Source organism: Pseudoalteromonas sp. 68 DY56-GL68, from assembly GCF_041414825.1.
Lineage (GTDB): Bacteria > Pseudomonadota > Gammaproteobacteria > Enterobacterales > Alteromonadaceae > Pseudoalteromonas.
In genome coordinates, this window is record NZ_JAOCZL010000018.1 from 425,974 (window position 1) to 443,423 (window position 17,450).

Genomic DNA, 17,450 nt, shown 5'->3' on the forward strand with positions numbered 1-17,450 from the left:
AGTTAGGATAAATGTAAGTTGAATACTAAGGGTTGAGTCAGGCTTTATGCACTCTAAAAAATGCGCTGTACCAATCCAGTCGACACAGCACATATCTAAAGCGTAATTACAGAATACTAAAGTAAACCACTTACATTTGGTATTTTCTTCTTCGTAAAATAGAGAGCACTAACAAAGGTATTAAATAATACATACTACCACCGGAGCCTGAATCTGAACTATTTCCTTTACCAACAACGTTAATCGTCACTGTTTTAGTTTCTGATGTGGCAAACTTATCTGTTACTAGATAACTAAAGTTAACTGAGTGAGAAGACTCACCGACTGGCTTGTACACAAATAGACCTGTATCTTTATCAAAGCTAAGCTCGCCAGAACTAGGATTCGATATGACCTCAAATTCCAACCTATCTGCGTCAGCATCTGTACCAATTAAGCGACCATTAACAACTGTTGAGTAATACGTTTCATAACTTAGATTTGTGGCGATTGGTGATGTATTCGTTAATTCAATAACAACATTCGCAAGCGCAGTCTCTTCAAGCGTATCTTTGGCAGTAAAAGTAATAGAAACTGGCTGCAAAGATTCACCACTCGGGGTATATCTTATTTCACCTGAGTTTTGATCAAGCAACTCGACCTGCCCATGCTGAGGCGCATTCTTCACAGTGAAAATAAGTTGCTCACTATCTGCATCTGAGGCTGGCAAGTTAAGTACCAACGGTGTATTCCAGTGAGTTTTAATCGTCGAATTTTCAACCATTGGAGCTTGGTTAGTTAAGTAAACAGTAAACGTTGCTAGCTCAGAACGTGAACGACCTTTTACTGTATAAAAAGCTAACTCATCTACGCCTACATCACCGTTTGGTGTATAAGTAAACTGTCCTGTTTGACGGTCAGTAAACGTTAATTGTCCAAGACTTGGGCTACTTTCGAATACTACGAAATCAATATCAGCTAACGAAAGATTAACCTCTACAGGCATCAATACGTGTGATGTAGCTTGACTATCATCAGGTTTAACTAACGTCGTTGCTGCTTCATTCGAGAACACTTCTATAGACTTTCCAGAAAGTAATGAATAGTCCACACCTTTATAAGTTGCACTAACGATAGAACTTTGCTGGTTTGCACGCGCTACTTCATATACCAGTTCATTATTATTTAAGTCATATTCTCCAAACTTATCTTCACAACTGAATTGAATAAAGCCTGCACGTGTAGAAACAACATTGTTTAATGAATTGTCACATAGTTTCGCAACTTCTGACATTTCTCCTGATTCTGTCAAAGAGAATAAAAGGCCGTATTCATTTGCTGCATAAAGCGACTTCTCACCATTAATAACAATCCCCTCTAGCGCCTTAAAACTGCTACCTAATGAGTAATTAGTTATACTATTATCAACGTAGCTATATTTAACTAATTGGTTACCGATTAAAGCAAATAGCTCTTTGTTATTTACTTGGGTATCTATGCCTACGACTATGCCAGATACCCCACTCCCAAAATCCTGTAAACGAGGTGATCGCTTAATTAGTTCACCCGTTTGTCCGTTAAAAACTCGTATATATGAGCCTTCGCTTCCGCTGTGAGATGCGCCGTTACCAACAATTAGCTCTAAGAGACCATCTTGGTTAATGTCATAGGCTTCAATCGTTGAAATTTGGTCACCACTTTTAAAAGGAACTGTGTACAGTAAATTTCCATTATCTGGTGAAAATACTTGTATGTTTCCTGTGTAAGTTTCTGAACCAGCGACGATTAAATAGTTTTTACCATCATTGAATAAATCAGCTGTAACCATATACTGGTAGTCATTCCAGCCATCGGTTAAATCGATATTGGTTAGTAATTGCTCTTTTGTTTCTATATCAATAACTTGAAGTTTATTTGTGCCATTTTCAGAAAAAATAACATCAATCCCACCTTTACCGTCAATATCTGCAAGTCCTAATAAAGACTGCGAATAGGTAAAGATCTTTTGAGACCATTGCTTAGACTTATCTTCAACAGTATGAATGTGGAACCCATCATGACCTGAAGACGTATAACCAGCCCCCCACGCGATATCTGTTTTACCATCAAGATTAAAATCGTCCACCAAAATACTTGAAACACTGTGTTCAGGATTATTGATCTGCCAAAACTCCTGACCAGTACTTAAAGATAAAGCATGAATTTGTCCCCATTGACCATCGCCATATACTAGGTCTTGGACACCATCATTATTAACATCTGCAACTATAATTCTTGAAATGTCTAAATCGCTATTAGCTGTCCACATGATACTGTCTGTGTTTGGACTAATTAGTTCAATCGAATACCAACTATTTCCATTGATAACTTCATCTAAGCCATCTTGGTTTGTATCAACACTCTGTAAATGGATACCTGTTAGTTGAGTATTTAATGTTTTTATATAATCTATTGTATTTTCAGAGATACGATACAACTGGCCATCTTCAAGCATTAATTCGTGAACATTTTGTTCTGTAAACGAGCCAACAACAAACTTGTTACCGTTATACTCAAGCTCTGAAATAACTGAAAGGTCTGATTGGTCTAGTATTAGAATCTGGCTATTGGCAACAGCAATAAGCTCGTCCTGACCGTCATTATTAATATCTCTCGCCAACACTGATTGGCTAGAAAATACTTCCTTCGTACTTTCCGTTTTCATTGTTAGTAAGTTAATTTTTACTATCTGATTCCTCATCACAAGAATTAAATAATATGTATCATCAGCAATGCTTCTTACCAATTCACTATCAATGATGTAATCCTGATAATCGAAATCTTCAACAACTGAATATTGATTATCTTTATACTCAATAATATTAATATTGTTTCGTTGCACCGAAATAATTTGCTTATTACCGTTACCGTACAAATCAACAGAATAAAGACCTTTAAGACCTGTTGAGTTACCCAAAGAGTAACGACGGTATATAGATGTTAACTCTAAGCTTTCATCTGCAAGGACATTAGATAAGTTTAGCCCAGAAGTTCTATCTAAATTTGGTTGTGAATTCTTTTCATCGCGGCTAGTAAAATAAGTTTTTTCATAGTTAATCTGTTGCGAACTCAAAAGTGTCGCATCACCATATTGGTTATAATGCGTAGTATTTTCTGTGGCTAAAAGTGATTGCGAGCAAAACAGCAACGCAAGATATGGTAGCTTGGTCATTTCCCTATCCTAAACAGTATAAAATTATTGTTATGTTCCCGTACTCATATCAAGAGCAAAAAAGAAATTCCCTCTTGTTGAGAAGTGTTCAAAATTAAGTTGCTTAATTGAACAAATTTGAGCGCGCGATTTTCCTTTACTAGGGAATCTAGGTCAATAGCAGGTTTAAAACTATTTATACTTATATCGTTTAATTTACTCTAAATAATTAACCTCCTTATAGATAAAGTAACTTTACCGCTAATTTGGAGGAGTTAACTAAACTAGCGCAGCCATACCTAAACCATCGTATTGACACGATGCTTATTATCTTTATGACGACGCATTATGAGTTATTGGGTTTTACTTCAAGCTTTGGTATCTATAGCTTTATTGCACTGTTCATCATTTAAAACAACGCAGCTGTTACTGCGCTAAAAAAAGTAGTAAGCCACGTTCATGCCGGCTCAAGTATTTTGTTTTACGAGGTAACTTAAGTTGTTGTCTTGTACGTACCTGTGTGGCTTCACTTTCTTTGCACAAATCAATCAGTGCAGGATGAACATAAGAATTACGGGCTATCGTTGGCGTATTACCCAAATGGCTCGATACCGTTTCTAGCATGTCGCACAAAGGGAGCTTTTTCTTAGCATTATAAAAAGCTTCGAATGCTAAAACACTGGCGCGCCACGTTCTAAAATGTTTAGCGCTAAACTCTTCTCCCATCACTTGCTGAATAAACTGATTAACCTCACGGGAGGTCACGGGAATACATTCACCACCCTCTTTATATTGAAATAGATTTTGCCCTGGTAAATCTTGCAACTCTTTAATAATGCTGCTTAAAACACGATCTGTAAGATTAACCTCTCTCACTTTGCCAGATTTAGCTTTATATTCTAAGCGAATATTTTTACCCGTTAATTTAGCGTGGCGATTACGTAACGTTGTTGCACCAAAACTGTTATTTTCTTTCGCGTTTCGTTTTGAGCCTACGCGTAATGAACCTAAGTCCATTAACCGGACAACCGCAGCTAATGTCCGTTGATAATCCAGCTCATTACCTTGTAAGTATTCAGATAATTTAGCTCGCAATAAAGGAAGTTTGGTGCCAAAAAGCTCACAGGCCTCAAACTTTTTTAGTTCCTGCTGCTCTCTAAAATCTGGATGATAAAGGTATTGTTTTCTGCCTTTTGTATCATACCCTGTCGCTAAAATATGCCCATTTTCTTCAGGACAAAGCCAAACATCTCTGTAAGCAGGAGGGAATGCCAGCGCATTTAAACGCTTAATTTCCTTTTTTGCTGTAATTCGTTTGCCGGTAGGGTCGTAGTAAAGCCAGCACTTTGAATGCCGTTTTCGAGTAATTCCAGGCAAATTATCATCAACATAAATCAGTTTCATCACACTTACTCACTACCTTAAATAATACAGCCTTTCAAGGCGAGCTAAGCCCGCCTTGAGGTGTGTTTCTATCGTTTCCAATAGCGAAGGTTTTTTAATGTATTTAAAAACTCATCTACCTGACAGGTGCCTAAATCAATGACGCCATCATCTTGGTTTTCAGCAAGCCCAACCGCTTTTAGCAGCTCAACTGAATCCTTGGTATAACCAATAAATTTGTTATGCGAAAACGCATCTGAAACAAAGTCTTTTGCCTCAGGAATATGACTCAGTTGTTCGGCCCCTTCTTTTGTTGTCAGTAGCGCCACCGCATCATACAAAACCGAAGGACCACCATTAATAACTTGATCGGCACTTAGATGCTCACCAGTCGAGCTTTTCGCACCACCAACTTGAGCGGCAATAACTTCAAAATTTGCACCTTGCTCTTTAAGCGCACAACGCAATGAATCAAATAACTGAGCATCAAAGCCATCACTCACAAGAATACCCAGCTTACGCCCTTTGAATGTATTTAACGCACTTTTTTGAATACTTAGAGCATCAGACACTGGAAGGTCTTGGCGTGTTTCGAGTGCTGCTTCGGCAGGTTCTGGCATTGTTTGTAAGCCCAAGCCAGAGGCCACTAATTTAGCTAATTCGCTATCAATATTAAGTAAATGAGACACGACACGCTCCCTTATCGCTAAATGCTCAACTTTTGAAAGCTCAAAAACCAGCGCATCTTGAATATGTGATTGTTCTACTTGAGTTTGACTTAAATAAAACTGCCTTGCTTGGCTGTAATGGTCGCTAAAGGTGTCTGAGCGGTATCTCAGCTTGCCACCTTGTGTGTCTTCGTCTGTACTTTTGAAACCATGTGCAGGGTATGCGCGAGGGTTGTTTTCATCACCTTGCCAAGAGTTGGGTTCGTAATTTACTCGCCCTTTAGGATTATGCATCGCCATATGACCATCTTGATGAAAATGATGCATTGGACATTTAGGTGCATTAACAGGAATATGGGTAAAGTTTGGCCCGCCTAAACGCTTTGTTTGCGTATCCAAATAGGAAAAGTTACGACCCTGCAATAGTGGATCAGGGGTAAAATCAATGCCAGGTACTATGTTTTGAGTACAAAAAGCAACTTGCTCTGTCTCTGCAAAAAAGTTATCGACAACTCTATCGAGCACCATGCGACCAATAATTTTTACTGGCACCTGTTCTTCAGGTATGAGTTTTGTAGCATCAAAAACATCAAATTCAAATTTATCTGCAAAAGCTTGGTCAAATACTTGTACACCTAGCTCCCATTCAGGAAAGTCGCCATTTTGAATTGATTCCCACATATCACGACGGTGAAAATCAGGATCTGCACCATTAAGTTTTAATGCTTCATTCCACACCACAGACTGCATTCCTGCTTTTGGTTTCCAGTGAAATTTAACGTACTTCTGTTCACCTTTCGCATTAACAAACTTAAATGTATGCACACCAAAGCCTTCCATAAAACGTAATGAGCGTGGAATCGCTCTGTCTGACATTGCCCACATGACCATGTGCATAGACTCAGGCGATAAACTCACAAAATCCCAAAAGTTATCATGCGCCGTTTGTGCTTGCGGAAAACCACGATCAGGCTCGGCTTTGGCACTGTGGATTAAGTCTGGGAATTTCATTGCGTCTTGAATGAAAAAAACAGGGATATTATTGCCAACTAAATCCCAATTACCTTCTTTGGTGTAAAATTTTACTGCAAACCCACGCACATCTCGTGCTAAATCGGGTGAGCCCTTATTACCTGCTACAGTCGAAAAACGTGTGAAAACAGGTGTTTTTTCTCCCTTGCGTTGAAAAATATCCGCACACGTAAGATCTTCAAGTGTATCGTATGTTTCAAAGTAACCATGTGCACCATAGCCTCTTGCGTGCACAACTCGCTCTGGAATACGTTCATGATCAAAATGAAACATCTTTTCACGGAAGACGTGATCTTCCATTAATGTTGGACCACGTTTGCCTGCGGTTAAGGAGTTTTGATTATCGCTAACAGGACAACCTTGTGCTGTTGTCATGGTGGGGTGTTGATTGTTCGCAGTTTGGTGAAGCTCGCCACCATGCCCTTTTTGACCTGAATATTTAAATGACTCTGCCATGAGTTTCCCTTTCTTATTTACTCGTTTATATAACATCGCGTAATACACGTGAAAGACTAGTCAGCAAAAAAGAAGCCAACAAAAAATTGACTTATAAACAATAAGTTAAGAAAGGTCGTTACGATATAAAGTAAATAGATTACATAACGTTTGTAATCTTTTCTGACTTGATTTTAATGAGTTAAAACCAAGTCAAAGTCCTACATTTTTGTATTAGCGCTTATTTAATAGCTCATGCGCAGATGTAAGTTCATTGGTTGTTTGTGATAATCCGACAGCCTTTGCGCCGCCTATGAGCCAAATTTGATTATTTAAAGTAACAGCACCTAAGCCATGGCGAGGGGCTAACCACGTGGTCACTTTATGCCATTGCTTTTTAAGTACATCATATTTAAAGATTTCACTATCGACAGTTTGATTATGCTCCCCTCCAAAAATGTAGATCATGTTGTCGATTGCTGCCGCAGCGTGCCCTGCCCTACCTTTTGGCAAGGCTGGATGAGTTAGCCACTGATCTTGCTCAGGCACGTATTCAAGTACATCTTTTAAAGGTTCGCCACCAACGGTTCTGCCGCCAAGCACAAACCAACGGCCATTCACCTGCACACTTGCCGCACTATTACGTGCAAAGGGTAACGGTGCTGCTTTAGCAAACTCATAGTTATTTGGGTTGAACACAAGGTGTTCTGCTTTATCTAAACTATGTTGCCACTGCCCATTTTGTTCATTACTTGGACTGCGGCCACCCACTAAATGCACCTTTCCATCAAGCACTGCACCTACTGTTTCACTTAACGCAAAAGGTAAGCGCGCCACCTTTTGCCATGCTTTGGCGCCCTTATCTAGCATTAAAACATTACGACTATTCGTCCACTGGCCTTGGGTATTAACAAAACCACCAAAGGCAAATAATTTGTTTTCTACTGCAATTAAATAGGTGTGGTGGCGTCCTTCAGGCAAGCTTGGAGCTGATTGCCAAGTTGCATAATCAGGTGACCAAAAGTGAACTTTTTCCGTCATTTTACCCGTTGATGCTGGCAGTTCAGTAGAGATACCGCCAGCAACCCAAATTTGTTTATTCATTACTGTTGGGTAAATTTCTTGTATAGCCTCGGGAAGCTCAGGTGCGAACTCCTCATTTGCCGATAAAGTGTAAGGTAAACAAGTAATAAAAAGCGGTAAGAACAGTTTGGTTAAGCGCATATAAATCCTTATTAAGCAATCGATTATAAAGCTTAAGTGAGCTGTACCTATAAGTACACTGCCAAATAGTCTAACGAGATCAGGTATAGCTATTTCTAAACGACACAAAGCTGATATATTATAACAAAACATTTAGCGTTATTTTTTAATCTATTTAAGGGTCACTAACATGAGCAAACTCCCCGTCACCGTGCTCTCTGGCTTTTTGGGTGCAGGTAAAACCACTGTACTCAGCCATATTTTGAATAACCGTCAAGACAAAAAAGTAGCTGTCATCGTCAATGATATGAGCGAAATAAACATAGATGCAGCGACAGTTAAAAACGATGTGTCGCTTAATCGCGGCGAAGAAAAACTGGTTGAAATGAGTAATGGCTGCATCTGTTGCACTCTGCGTGAAGACCTACTCATAGAAGTACGCACTTTAGCAGAGACGGGGCAATTTGATTATCTGGTTATCGAATCAACCGGTATTTCAGAACCTCTTCCGGTCGCCGAAACATTTACCTTTGCCGATGAAGATGGCGTATCACTTTCAGATGTGGCTAGACTTGATACCATGGTCACAGTAGTTGATGCCGTAAACTTTCTAAAAGACTTTAACGAAGCCAAGTTTTTGCAAGAAACCGGTGAACACTTAGGTGACGAAGATGAGCGCAGCGTTGCCGACTTACTGATTGATCAAGTTGAATTTGCCGATGTAATTTTGATTAGTAAAACCGATTTAATTAACGCAGATGAGCTTGAAAGTTTAAAAGCCATTTTAAGCTCATTAAATACCTCCGCAGAGCTTATTGCCATTGAAAATGGCCAAATTGATATCAATGAAATTTTAGGCACGGGCTTGTTTAATTTTGAAAAAGCACAACAAGCACCAGGCTGGTTAAAAGAGCTGCGCGGTGAGCATATCCCAGAAACCGAAGAATACGGTATTAGTAGCTTTACCTATGAGGCTAGGCGTCCTTTTCACCCCGAGAAATTTTATAACTTTATTCATAATAGTCAACGCGAAGGCAAACTACTCCGTTCAAAAGGCTATTTCTGGCTAGCCTCTCGACCACAGTTTGCTTGTCAATGGAACCAAGCTGGCGGTATTGCACGTTATGGTTTTGGCGGGATATTTTGGAAGGCCTTACCAAAAGATCAGTGGCCAACCGACAACGACTACTTAAATTCAATTAACCAAGTTTGGCAAGAGCCCTTTGGCGATATGCGTCAAGAGCTGGTTTTTATTGGTCAAAACCTCAATCAAGTAGAAATCACTCGCGCACTCGACAACTGCTTGCTTAGCGATGATGAACTGCTAGCGGGAAAAGAGCTTTGGCAAACACTACCCGATCCATTTCCAATTTGGGAGGAAGCATAAATGACAGCCCACGCATTTGAACATAATCCTGATAACCTACCGGCAGAGGCAGCAACAGCATTGAGCCCAGTAGTATTTTCACAAATCTATAAACCCGAGCATAACATCGCGATTTGGCAGCGTAGCTTATCACAGCAACTGCAAACTGAAGTAATCGAGACTGTTGCAACATTTGCAGATCTCAGTATTAACGCTGTAATCAATCAAAACGCGATTGCGGCAGACATTGATAAAGCACTCGAAAAACTACCTCAAGCAGAAGCGCTTAAAGCCGATCTTGCTCAGCTGGTTGATATGTTTTGCTATTTATTTGAGCTTAATCGTGTGGGTTTAAGACTAAAAGTACTTGAGCGGGCTATGTGTCCACGCTTTCATGTGGATCGTGTACCTTGTCGATTAGTGAGTACCTATAGCGGTAGTGGCTCTGAATGGCTACAGAATAGCGGACTCGACCGCAGTAAACTTGGCGCAGGAAACCAAGGTTTAAGTGATCAGGAGTCTGGTTTAATTGCCCCACACACTAAAGTGCAATCATTAACTGTCGGTGATGTTGCCTTATTAAAAGGAGAAACATGGCAAGGCAATGAAGGTTTAGGCCTTGTACATCGCTCGCCACAGGTTGCAACTGGGGAAAAGCGCTTACTACTCACATTAGATTTTATTGCCTAATTAAACCTCAAACTAAACACAATAATGCGCCTGTATTGATATAGGCGCTAAAAATAACGCCTTTAATTCCAAACATAAAAAGTTAATTAAACGCTTATCAAGCTGCTTGTTATTCACATTAAATTCACATCAAGAGAGATAACTTAACACTGAATATTGTACCTAATAAGGGTTCAACATTCAGTTTAATCAACTAAACGCACGTATGCTTTTAGTAGGAAAGTAACTTTTTATGAAAGGAATTAAACAACATGATCAGAATAACCCAAAACCTGTTTGCAATGACTGCAATAAGCGTATCTGTACTCTCAATACTCCCAGCAAATGCAAATGATGGTAACCTAATGGTCAATCAACAAAGTGGCGTTGTCGTCGGTTATTGGCACAATTGGTGTGATGGTGCAGGCTATAAAGGCGGTAAGGCACCTTGTGTTAGTTTAAAACAAGTTAATAGCCAATATAACGTGGTTAATGTCTCATTTATGAAAGTATTTGATGTAGCAGAAGACCGCATTCCCACTTTTCGCTTAGATCCAAACATAGGTTTATTAAAGCTCACAGAACATCTGTAATGTGAGCTTTAACAAACACTCTATTTTAAATTAAAAAAAAGCATACTAAGTGAACTCGCAATTGCCGAAAGAGCAAACATACGAAGCAGTAAAATTGAAACATTGCCTGCTCCACCCGCTAGCGTCCCCCTAAAACTAAGCGGGTAATCATGGAAAACCATTAAGTATAAAACGTTAAATAGCCCTACCCGCATCCCGTCAATTTCAAACGTATCGCCATTTTTTAAGTGGATTTCACAAACATGCAAACTTGGTAGCCTCCTGTGTGCTTCACCAAACTTCCGCCTGTGCTTAAGATCCATTGTATAATTAAATATCACCTCTGCAATGTCGTCTCTAGCAATTGTGACTGTACGATTTGTGTGCTTTTTAAACGTCAATTTATCAATTTTAAGCTCATTTTTGCTTATGGTCATTGCCCATTTAAAGCCAAAACCATACTTTTTGTAAGTCATGATGCGTTTTGTGATAAACACAGCTAAAAAACTGCCAAGACAAATCAAAAAAGCCAACCAAGGGGGCACTGCATCTTTTAAATAAAAGGCCGAAAGCGAAATAGCGAATACCATAAATGCAAACAGAACTTCTGCCCTGCCAGATAAAACCGCAAGGCCTGGTAATGTCTCTAACTCAGTTATTGAGTCCTCGGTTAATGACGACTTCCCTTTAAAAGCGGCGTATCGAAACCAGTTTTTGTCATTTAAATCTAATTCAAGTGAGTGCTTGGCCATCGACCCCATAAAAATTCCTTTTTATATTAAAACTTGTAATAAGTAACTTATTGCTATTTAAAGATTTTATACCTGAACCAGCACTATGAGTAAACATAAAACGAACCTCGCTCAAAACTAAAATGCCATCAAATAAAAAATCTATGGTAAATTGCACGCAATCATTAGAAGTGGCTACTTTTAATGATTTAAATTTTGTTGATGAATACAAGGCACCCAATGAAAACACTCTCGAAAGTACAACAAAAGCAACAGGCACTGGTTCTTAATGTTGCCGACGCCCTTGAAGAGCAAGGCCTCGCTGAACTTGAAGGCATGCTGCAATGCTGGTTTGATGTTGAATATCACTTATTCCCAGGCTCTTTACTTTTGTGCTTTCAATTTGAAAACCAGCAAACATTAGATGCAGCAAGTCCTGAGCTGTTGAAATGGCAGAAACGCTTGAGTGCAGCAATGCTGAAAAAAGGCGTGATTCTAAAAGACATGCGCAGGCACTTAGTGTTTACCTTAAAAGGCCCTGATGATTAACTTTGTCTATCGACAAATAGCGGTTTTAATACCATACATGGTATAACTTGAGCCTATAATTAAAAAGGTGTGAACTTAAGTAAAGCTCACACCTTTAAATAAACGATTTAACCACACCAGTAGATAAAATTTTATTTTTAATACGTCATTTCATTTATCAACAGTGTTAACCCTTTTTATTACAACATCAGCTAGTTAAAACGAGCTTAAAAATAGAGATGTTCTACAATTTCACCGGCAATTTTAACTTCGCATTTATCGCCACTTTTTGACGTTGCGCTCTGTACTGCACTGGCAACAATACCGAAAACACCGCCATCACGACTTAACACTGAACCAAAGTAGCAATAACTTGAAATATCAAGCTCTTGATAATCTGCGTTTAAGTTTAATGTTGGTGTGTAAGGAGGAAAACGCCCTTTCATCACAGGATCGCCGTTTACAGTCAGCGCTAATTCATTACGACTTTTATCATACTGACCGCCAAAAGTAAGTGTTTTTCCTTGATAAGAAACTGTTTTATCTTGCGCTTGAATTGGTGGAGTCGAGCCACAGCCTACTAAAACCGATGTCGAAATTGCAATTAACGCAACAGTTACTTTTTTAAACATTATTAAATTCCTTGTTAAATATATTACGAAAAAACAATACTAAATAAGGCTTAAGGCTTCAACTGTATTAATTTAAATCGCACATGAAATATATAGAATCAAATAATTATCAAACATCAAACCGAGCGAAAGAATAAAATAAGTAAAAATTAAACTTAGCTTAAAATATATTATAAATAGTACAAAGAAAAACACAGCGCATTAATTATTCTATTTTTATAAATAAAGTACCAATACTTGCTTAGTTAAACAGTAAAGGCATATCACTATTTATTACAACTTTTCACCTTTCAAGATTGTGTATCTTCACGTGCTCAACTAGCTCTGGAAAAAATGCTAAAAAAACGGCATCTAATTCATGGTAATGACGGGTAATATCCTCAGCAGCCCCTGAAAAGTTATTGCTAAAACGAATACGCCTTGCGATATTATCAAGCGCAAGCCCTACTCCAGCGACCGTTTCATATTCTTTGAACCAGTCATTATTGGTCATACTCGTGACCACTTGTTGCATACGTGAGGGCATCAATGCTTGGCGTGCATTTAACAGCCCGTAACTTTGGTGTTTGAAATCTGCTAATGGCTGGTCGTTAAAACGATGCCAATGCTGAATAAGAAAGTGATCAAAAACCACATCAATGGCAACACTGGCAAAACGCTTACGCTGTGGTGAAAAGAAGTGCTTAGCTTCTTTTACTAAAGGATGTACATCGGTAAATCGGTCTACTAAATAGTGATTTTCAAGCGCATTTTTGACTGTTACGGGCAAACCGTTTACATGTCTACGCCCGCCAAAATCCCCCAGCAAATTACCAAAATGTGAATCTGCTGTCGGTTTTGCAAAATAAAGGTGAGCTAAGTAGTTCAAAGTCCTCTCATTTACGTGAGAATATTTAAGATGTATTTAACACCTATAAAAATATAATACTATACACATCATTTAATTAAAAAGTTACCTTAATCACAGCGCCAGTTATTTAACTGATTTACAAGAAACTCATCAATGTGTTTAGAAACAGGGATATGGGTGTTTTCCAAATCAAACGTTAATACAATATCATCCACTTTCAATTGCCTTGTACAGCTATAGCCCTCTTTCTTTTCTCCACGGCCATCAAGCATACAGTGTCCCCAAAATTGATAGGTCTTATCTAGTTTAAGAAATGCATTCCAGTCATACTCACTCAGTTTTTCGAAGTATATATCTTTGATACCACTAGCTTCTAAAGTATCTTTATTAGTGGGAGGTATTGTGATTTCGGTTTCTGATAAATTAACCTGAATATTATGATGGTACTGACCAAACAGTGGATCTGTAGAGTATGTTTTATAGTCATCAATTTTTTCAGAAATTGACTGAGCCGAAAAGAACAGTGTTGGGCCATAATTAGACGCACTATCAAAGCCTTCTTCGGCTTTAGATGAAACGGCTAAACTTGCAGGCGATAATTTTTCGTATGGTAAACAATAGCCATTCCACTCTAATGTATTTTTATTACAACCAGTGAGAAATAAAGCTATAAAAATAAAAACTAAAAATTTAATCATTGAGCAGGCCTTTGATAATTACTAGCACTATCACAGTCATGACAATATAAGTCACCATAGAGTTTGAATTCGGTATCATTAGGTACATTATCAAGCCAAGTACCCCCATAAAAACTTGATGGGATATTAAACTTTCGAAATGCGTCATGATGATAATCGGCCATTTGTTTTAAACTTAGTAGCCCTCTAACTTGACCAATATTACCTGCTTGATAATCATGGTGTACATATTTAATGTGTTGTTTAGCAACCTCTAGACCGACTTTTTTTATCATTTTTCTCATTTCTGCAAATGAACCTTTAAAACCTCCCTGTTCTAATCCTACAGCTAAATTTACGACTGTCGAACGGGCCATAAACTCCCAATACACAAAACCCTTGTTATTCCAAAATTCGGGGTTTCCTTGTCTTATTTCTTTTTTTAAATTTTCAACATCTGAAACCCATAAGGCATAACCTATTCGAGCAACTGGATCTCGCTTGCGTAATCGACTAAGCCAAAAATTTTCTAAATCTTCAGCCAAAAAGAAAGCCCTTTCTTGGGGAGTTATTGATAAGTTTGAGCTTGTCATTAATTAGTTCCTTTAACTTATAACCTTTTTCCATCTCTTAAAAATGTACCTATAGCAACTCCTAATGTCAATTAGCCATGAGTTATGACTCTTTCCTTTTCAGCAGCAACCGTACAACCCACAAGTTTTATGTTATAAATTACCAGCAAACTGACTTTTAAAAATGGAATTTAATCTTGAACGTTCAAAATATCCTTTCTTATTACCGAGATTGCTATAAAGAAGATAGCGCAGACCTTAATTTATGGAATCTCAATAAGTTAAAAAAGGAAGATAGTTTCGTTCTCGAAGGAAAAGATGAACTGGGCTCAGGCTTTTTACCTCGGCTTCCATTGCCTAGCGAATTTGCCGAGCAAATGGTTAAACGTGTTGAAATATATCAACGTGAGCGGGTTTTGCTTTATGTCAGGTTTATTGTCGTTGGTAAATTAGAAATAAAAGGTGAAATGAAATCGGTTGTTTCCCCTATTTTATTCAACGAAGCAAGCATAGAAAAAGACGGTGAGGATTATTACTTTTCAACTAATAACCCAGTGCCTGAAGTCAATGAACCGTTGATTCAGCTACTTATGCCTGAGGAAGACTCAGTTCATCACATTACCAACTCTGTAGATATTCAATCACCTCATTATTGGACTTCACTACTCAAAGGCAGCCCTATTGAGCTTAACCTACTTGAGTTACTTAACTATCCCGAGCTTACAGATGTAGACGCCATTCAGCGTGCTTTAAAAAGAAAAACAGCCTCGTTATTACCGGTATCTATGCTTACCTTTGTTGAGCGCTCAAGAAGCTCTCGCGGTATACTCCATGAGTTAGAAGAAATTACAGCTTCAAACACATTGCCTGCCCCATTGGCAAGTCTGTTTACCCATACAAATACAACAGATAACGCAGCACAACTAAAATTTAATTACTTGCCAGGATTACTCTCTTCTTCGCAGAAAAAAGTGATTGAAATTGCTGCTAATAGCTCACTAGGGTGTGTATCTGGCCCGCCAGGTACAGGAAAAAGCTACACTATAGCCGCTGTTGCTGCTGAGCATATAGCAAGGGGTCAGTCAGTGCTTGTTGTCGCGAATAATGATGCGGCTTTAGATGTCATTGCCAGTAAACTCGATGATAACTTCAACTTAAGTGATATCTCAATAAGAGCCGGTCAAAACGCGTTTTTATCGAAGCTAAAAGATTACTTAGAATCTTTACTTGCAGGCTATTTTTCAAATGAATTAAATAAAGAGCCCAATGAGTGTGAGCAAGAGCTTACACAGCTCAACAGCCAATTAAATACGCTAGAACTACGCTTCCTTAAGTTTTGTGAAAAAGCGATTATCAGAGGGCAGCGGTTAAAAAATATTGAAGACAAATCACCTCAATGGCTAAAGCGCCTTTACTTAACTTTAGTGAAAAGCAAAATTCAACAACTAACAAAGCAGTGGTCAGCCTTAGATGAAATAAACACGCAACATATGCAAAGAGAGTTACTCGCGAGTAACTATTTAAATGCACTGAAACTCAAAAACCTTAAAACACTTGTAGAAACACAGCGCCAATCTCTGCAGGCCTTTAATAAAGCAATACGTAGCCGCACATCAAAACGACAGTTCGAGTTATTTGATAATATTGAATACAGTGCGCTTTTGTCTGCATTTCCGGTGTGGTTAGTGAGCTTAAATACCTTACACCGTGTTCTGCCACTAAAAGCAGAAATGTTTGATCTTGTTATTATTGATGAAGCAACCCAATGTAATATTAGTAGCTGTATTCCTGCCCTTTATCGCGCTAAAAGAGCACTTATCGTAGGCGATACTAAACAATTAAGACACTACTCTTTTTTGGCAAAACATAAAGAAGCACAATTTAAAACACAGCATAACTTATCTCATAATAGCCAAGGTGTTGTAAGTTATCGTGATAACTCAATTTTAGATTTAGCACTGAACTCAATTAATAGCCAAGCAAACATTGCGTTTCTTGATGAACACTTTAGAAGTAAGCCAGAGCTTATTCACTTTAGTAACCAGCACTTTTATCAAAATAAATTAAAAGTAATGCAACATAAGCCCTGTACCAGCAGTGGCTATTTACATGTAAAACGCATTAACGGCACCAGAAATAAAACAGGGGTAAATCATCAAGAAACCTTGAGTGTTATTGAGTTTATAAAAACACAAATACAGGAAGATGAAAAAACGGGGGTTAACCATAGCATAGGGGTAATTTCACCGTTTAGGCAACAAGCGGACGACATAGCTAAAGAAATAGCCACAACCTTTAGTGAATCGGAGACAACAAAACATAAAATACGTGCCGCTACCCCGTTTGGCTTTCAGGGCGAAGAAAGAGATATAATGTTGATCTCTTTTTCACTCGACAATGAATCTAAACGAGCCGCAGCCTATTTAAATAAAGCTGATGTCTTTAACGTCACAATCACCCGAGCACGCCAACTACAAGTGCTATTTTTATCGGTTGATGAAACCCAACTTCCCAAACAAAATTTATTACAAAAATACCTTACAAGCATCAGTGAATTTGAAGCTAAACACTCTGTTCAAAACCAGCTTGATCAATTTCAGCATGAGGTGATCAATGAACTGAATAAACGAGCTATTGAAACATGGCCAGGTTACACAATAGCAGGTACAGAAGTTGATATTTTATGTCGTCACAATGGCCGCTACTTAGCGGTTGATCTCATTGGTTTTCCTGGCCCTTGGGCCACCTTTTTTGAGCTAAACACCTACAAACGATTCAAACGTGCCAGCATTGAGATGCTACCCATAAGTTACGGACTGTGGGTTGTAGACAAACACGCATGTATTGAAAAAATAGTAAACACAATAACAGAAATACCCGTTTTGGCGAATAACGAATAAATCCATTACCACCTTATTCATACTCGCTAAATAACTCCCTAAAGCGGCTAAAAATAATCCCTA

Annotated in this window: 14 protein-coding genes; 5 read left to right on the plus strand and 9 right to left on the minus strand. The window is 38.5% G+C overall.

Translation table 11 applies throughout. From position 1 onward, the window contains the following. Positions 1-130 precede the first annotated feature (130 nt). From NYF15_RS10405 to NYF15_RS10420, 4 genes are all read right to left on the minus strand, one after another. Positions 131-3,190: an Ig-like domain-containing protein gene (locus tag NYF15_RS10405; protein ID WP_371353507.1), complete on the minus strand. Its 3,060-nt coding sequence runs from the start codon at positions 3,188-3,190 to the stop codon at positions 131-133. A gap of 405 nt (positions 3,191-3,595) precedes the next feature. Continuing rightward, positions 3,596-4,573: a DNA topoisomerase IB gene (locus NYF15_RS10410; RefSeq protein ID WP_371353620.1), complete on the minus strand. Its 978-nt coding sequence runs from the start codon at positions 4,571-4,573 to the stop codon at positions 3,596-3,598. Positions 4,574-4,641: 68 nt separating this feature from the next. Next, complete coding sequence (locus NYF15_RS10415; RefSeq protein ID WP_371353508.1) at positions 4,642-6,708, minus strand: catalase; 2,067 nt, start codon at positions 6,706-6,708, stop codon at positions 4,642-4,644. A 213-nt stretch (positions 6,709-6,921) separates the two neighbouring features. Further along, complete coding sequence (locus NYF15_RS10420) at positions 6,922-7,911, minus strand: Kelch repeat-containing protein (protein WP_371353509.1); 990 nt, start codon at positions 7,909-7,911, stop codon at positions 6,922-6,924. A 169-nt stretch (positions 7,912-8,080) separates the two neighbouring features. Here NYF15_RS10420 and zigA point away from each other — a divergent pair, with 169 nt between their 5' ends. The 3 genes from zigA to NYF15_RS10435 all read left to right on the plus strand — a co-directional run bounded on the left by zigA (position 8,081) and on the right by NYF15_RS10435 (position 10,518). Continuing rightward, positions 8,081-9,277 (plus strand): zinc metallochaperone GTPase ZigA, encoded by a 1,197-nt coding sequence (gene zigA / locus NYF15_RS10425; RefSeq protein ID WP_371353510.1) that lies wholly within the window; start codon positions 8,081-8,083, stop codon positions 9,275-9,277. Then, entirely contained in the window at positions 9,278-9,946 is a 669-nt protein-coding gene (locus NYF15_RS10430; protein WP_371353511.1) for a DUF1826 domain-containing protein, read from the plus strand. 251 nt (positions 9,947-10,197) lie between these two features. Beyond that, positions 10,198-10,518, plus strand: coding sequence for a hypothetical protein (locus tag NYF15_RS10435; protein WP_371353512.1), 321 nt, complete (start codon positions 10,198-10,200; stop codon positions 10,516-10,518). 20 nt (positions 10,519-10,538) lie between these two features. Here the strand turns inward: NYF15_RS10435 and NYF15_RS10440 are convergent, their stop codons facing one another. Continuing rightward, positions 10,539-11,258 carry a hypothetical protein gene (locus NYF15_RS10440; RefSeq protein ID WP_371353513.1) on the minus strand — a complete coding sequence of 240 codons (720 nt, stop codon included), beginning with the start codon at positions 11,256-11,258 and terminating at the stop codon, positions 10,539-10,541. Positions 11,259-11,468: 210 nt separating this feature from the next. Between NYF15_RS10440 and NYF15_RS10445 the strand changes: the two genes are divergently transcribed. Further along, positions 11,469-11,777 (plus strand): hypothetical protein, encoded by a 309-nt coding sequence (locus tag NYF15_RS10445; RefSeq protein WP_371353514.1) that lies wholly within the window; start codon positions 11,469-11,471, stop codon positions 11,775-11,777. Between the two features lie 206 nt (positions 11,778-11,983). Here NYF15_RS10445 and NYF15_RS10450 read toward each other — a convergent pair whose 3' ends face one another. The 4 genes from NYF15_RS10450 to NYF15_RS10465 form a co-directional block, all read right to left on the minus strand. Next, on the minus strand, positions 11,984-12,388 hold the full coding sequence (locus tag NYF15_RS10450) for a hypothetical protein (protein ID WP_371353515.1): 405 nt from the start codon (positions 12,386-12,388) through the stop codon (positions 11,984-11,986). A gap of 283 nt (positions 12,389-12,671) precedes the next feature. Further along, the gene (locus NYF15_RS10455) at positions 12,672-13,256 is read right to left on the minus strand and encodes an ACP phosphodiesterase (RefSeq protein ID WP_371353516.1); all 585 of its coding nucleotides are present in this window, start codon (positions 13,254-13,256) and stop codon (positions 12,672-12,674) included. An 89-nt stretch (positions 13,257-13,345) separates the two neighbouring features. Next, the gene (locus NYF15_RS10460; RefSeq protein WP_371353517.1) at positions 13,346-13,936 is read right to left on the minus strand and encodes a hypothetical protein; all 591 of its coding nucleotides are present in this window, start codon (positions 13,934-13,936) and stop codon (positions 13,346-13,348) included. After that, positions 13,933-14,508, minus strand: coding sequence for a hypothetical protein (locus tag NYF15_RS10465; RefSeq protein ID WP_371353518.1), 576 nt, complete (start codon positions 14,506-14,508; stop codon positions 13,933-13,935). Before NYF15_RS10465 ends, NYF15_RS10460 begins: the two co-directional genes overlap by 4 nt. A 176-nt stretch (positions 14,509-14,684) precedes the next feature. On the opposite strand from NYF15_RS10465, the gene NYF15_RS10470 reads away from it, so the two are divergent. After that, positions 14,685-17,387 (plus strand): AAA domain-containing protein, encoded by a 2,703-nt coding sequence (locus tag NYF15_RS10470; RefSeq protein WP_371353519.1) that lies wholly within the window; start codon positions 14,685-14,687, stop codon positions 17,385-17,387. The last annotated feature ends 63 nt before the right edge of the window (positions 17,388-17,450 follow it).